At 66.9% G+C, this 3990-nt stretch carries 1 protein-coding gene; it reads right to left on the reverse strand.

What is annotated here, in order from left to right:
• Window positions 1-3990: DUF6531 domain-containing protein (locus J2739_RS27785; RefSeq protein WP_309907756.1), on the reverse strand; the 3990-nt coding region annotated here is incomplete at both ends.

The raw sequence follows: 3990 nt of genomic DNA on the forward strand, positions 1-3990 counted from the left end.
GGTCTTGCCGCCGGCCGTGGTGGCGCTCAGCCGAGCGGCGTTGTCCCAGGCGTAGCCGATGGCATGGCTGCCGTTGGCGAACTGGGCCGAGGTCCTGAGCCCGCGCAGGTCGTAGCCGAACTGGACGTTGTCGGCGGTGTTCGGATAGCTGCGGGCCGTCAGGCGGTCGAGGTTGTCCCAGGCCTGGGTGACGGTCTGCCCGTTGCGCTTGCGCATGGAGATGACGTTGCCATTGGCGTCGTAGCCGTTCTCCTCGTAGTCATTGGCGTTGGCGTAGTTGGGCGTGGCCGGCAGCGGGTAGTACGTCCTGGCAAGCCGGTCGAAGCCGTCGTAGGTGTGGACGGTGAGGTTGTTCTTCGCGTCCTTGATCGAGTTCACCTGGCCGTTGGGCGTGTAGGTGTAGGTGACGTAGGCCTGCGCCAGTGCCGTGCCTACCGCCTTGTTGACCGACTGCACGCTGTCGTCGAGGTTGTAGACGGTCTCGGTGACGCGGTTGCCGCCATCGGTCGTGGGGAGGTACTGCGTGGTGCGGAAGGGCCGATCCAGGTCGTCGTAGGCGATGTCGGTGATGGGCACCGGTGCGGCGTCGGCGGGACAGAAGGGAGTCTTGGTGATCAGGGCCGGGCCCCATTCGCGCACGACCTTGCCGCTCTCGCTGTAGCGCTTGCAGTTCAGGAGCCATTGGACGCCCACCTGGGCTGCGGTCTTGAGCAGGCGGCCGTCGGCGTCGTAGGCCATCAGGGTCAGCTTGCCCAACGCATCGGTGATCTGCATCGGCCGGCGCTCGCTGTCGTAGACGGTGCTGACGCTGTCGGCGACATCGGTGCGCGCGCCATCGACCCCGGTGAGGTTGCCGACCGCGTCGTAGGTGAAGCTGCTTGTCAGGTTGAGCTTGCCCACGCCCGCATCGACCGTGCTGGTCTGCGGCACGTACTTGTTGGCGGCGTTGTAGGTGGTGGCGGTCACCGTGCTGTTGCCGGCGCTGGTCCTGACGGTCTTCGAGGTGGGCAGGTAGAAGCTCGGATAGCCGCTGGGGGTGTAGGCGCTGTAGGCGTAGCTGGTCTGCGGGGCCATGCCGGAAGGGTCCGGTGGCGCGGTGACGGTCAGCGGCAGGCCCTGCGCGGTGTAGCTGTAGCTGGTGGTCTTGCCGCGGGCATCGGTGGCGCTGGTCACCTGGTTGAAGGCGCTGTCGTAGCTGAAGCCCTGGCTCAGGCTGACCAGGCCGCTGGCGGGCTTGGGGATGCTGGTGATGGTCTTGACGTTGTGGGTGCAGCGCTTGTCGGCACCGGCACAAGAAGCATCGTCGTAGGCGTACTCGGTGGCGTTGCCCTCCGGGAATTGCTTGCGGATCAGGCGCGACTGGCCGTCGTAGGTGCTGACGGTCCAGTTGCCCGCGGGGGTGCTGGACTGGATGGTGTTGCCCTGGGCATCGAGGTAGTTGGTGCGGGCCGTGCCGCCGGGGCCGATCTCCTCGGTGCGCGAGCCCGCGAAGAAGTATTCGTAGGTCTTGCCGCGTGCATTGGTCTGGGTCTTGACGCGGCCCAGGCTGTCGTAGACGTTGGTGGCGGCGGCCACCGTGGGGAAGCTCGGGTAATACAGGCTCGTCATCTGGCCGGGCAGGCCGTAGGCGAAGGTGGTGCTGCGGTTGACGGCGCTGGTGAAGCTCGTGAGGTTGGCGCTGGCGTCATAGGCATAGCTGACGGAACGCATGCCATCGCTCACCTGGGTGATGCGTCCGCTGGCGTTGGTGAAGCTCAAGGTGCGTCCGAGGCTGTTCTGCACCTGCGTGAGGTCGTTGCCCGAGTAGGTGAACCTCGCCTGGATGCCGCTGGGCTCGGTGTAGCTCTCGGGCTTGCCCGCGGCGTTGAACTTCAGCACCGCGCGGTGCAGGGTTTCGTAGCTGTAGCTGCCATCGGTGTTCTTGGTGAGCCTGGCGGCCTTGCCCGGCGGCGGGTTGTAGCTGCCGTCGGGCAGCTTGGCGAAGACCTCACCATTGAGGCCCTGGGTGACGACGACGGTGTTGTCGATCAACTGGTCGCCGAACCAGCGTTGGCCGAGGGTGGCCGTGACGAGCTTGCTCAATGGCCGTGCCGGGTCCATCAGCAGGTCGAAGGAGGCCTTGTGCTCGACCAGGGTGCCGACGGCGTCCAGCGCCGAGTCTTCGCCCATGGCCTGGAAGCCGTCGGAGTTGAGGGCAGCGCTGGCGTTGAAGTTGTGGGTCCAGCCCCGGCCCAGTGGGCCGTTCTGGTTGCGCAAGCCGGAGCTGTACAGGCGCTGGAAGCCCAGGCTCTGGGGGAAGCTGCCCACGCCCACGTTGAGGTCCTCGTGGTTGTAGAGGAAGTTCCCCGCCACCATGTCGATGGGGTCGCCGTAGGCCGAGCCCGAGTAGTTCTCGATGGACGGCGGCGCAGGCATGGCGGCACCGACGGCGGTGTTGGTGAAGACGCTCGGCTGCGCCAGGGTGGCATAGCCGCCCGAGAGGCCGTTGCTGATGATGGAACCGAGGTACAGGCCCGAACCCACCGTGAAGTAGCCCGCCCCGCTCCAGTTGTTCTCTGCGATGTCGCAGCGCGCCGGCAGGATCAGGCGCAGGCCGGAGGCGAGATAGCTGCTGAAGTTGGCCAGGTGAGGTCCGCAGTTCACGAGGTTCGGCTGCACGGCGCTGGCGTAGTTGGCGGACGTGGCGCTGTAGATGCGCTGACCGGCGCCAGACGCCAGGTCCATGAGCTTGACGGTGGACACCGCCGGCACACCGGTGGTCTGCTGCACGGCGGCGGACTCCAGGATGCTCAGGTGCATCGCCCAGTTGGCGAAGGCCGCGCTCTCCTTGTCGAGGCTGCCCGCGAGGTTGGCCACCGAGAGCATGTTGCTCGGCAGGTCGACATAGGCGCTGCCGGTGTAGCCCACGATGCCCACCTGGTGCTGGTGCAGGAGGGTGGTGTCGGCGATGCGCTCGGTGAGGGTGCCCGCGTGGGTGTTCTGCGCAATCCACTGCGCGCCGATCACGCCCAGGGTGCTGCCCAAGAGGGGCTCGGAGGTGTCGGCGGCGCCCGAGGCCTTCAGGTCGCTCAGCGTCCTTCGGTAGTTCTCGGCAGGGCCACGGCCGGCCGGGCCCCAGCCATTGGCAATCAGGAAGGTGTTGGTCCCGCCGCCCAAGATCCTCTGGGTGAAGCTGTGGTTGGCGAAGGTGGAGACGTAGGCGTTGTGGGTGACGGTGAAGGTGATGGGGCTGGCGGTGCCCGGAGTGACGGCGGTGCCGGGCGCTCCGACGGCCACGCCGTCGAGCTTGAGGACGGGCTGGTTGCCGGCGTTGTAGGTGATGCTCAGGCGCTTGCCGTAGATGGCGTCGGACGTGTAGGTCTGGTCGATGCCCTGGTACTGCACGCGCAGGGTGGGCTTCATGTAGGCCGGCAGTTCGGCGAGCTCCTCGCTGCCCCAGGCGGTGTTCTGGTACGGCAATGCGGTCTGGCGCAAGGCGCCATAGAAAGGAACCACGGTCTTGCCGCCAAGCACGTCGTCCAGGGTGGCGGCGGGCTTGTTGGCGCGCAGGTAGCCGGCGAGCTTGGTGGCGTAGGTAGCCAGGTTGTTGCGGATGTTGGCTCGATTGAGGTTCTGGACGTAGTCGGCAGTGACGGTGGCGCCGCTCTGGGCGGAGGACAGGTAGCTCGCGGCGTCGTAGCCGGTGGTGCTGGGGCTGGCGAGGTCGATGCCGCTCTTGAAGGTGTGGGGCTTGTAGCTGGGGTCGAAGACGTACCAGCTGCCGTTGATCTTGGTCTTGACCCAGACGTGCTCGATGGACAGATCAGTGAGGGCGGCCACGGTGCCGGGGCAGCTGCCGGCCGTGGTGGCGTTGATTTCGTAGACGGGGATCTGGGCCTGGCCGAGCAGCGACAGCACGCCGCAGGCGTTGGCGGTATTCACGCCCCACCACTCGGCCAGCTGTGCGGCGCTCAGCTTGGCGATGCCGCGCACGTAGTTGGCCTCCAGGCC

Origin of the sequence: Variovorax soli, from assembly GCF_031454625.1 — a bacterium.
Classification (GTDB): Bacteria; Pseudomonadota; Gammaproteobacteria; order Burkholderiales; family Burkholderiaceae_C; genus Variovorax; species Variovorax soli_A.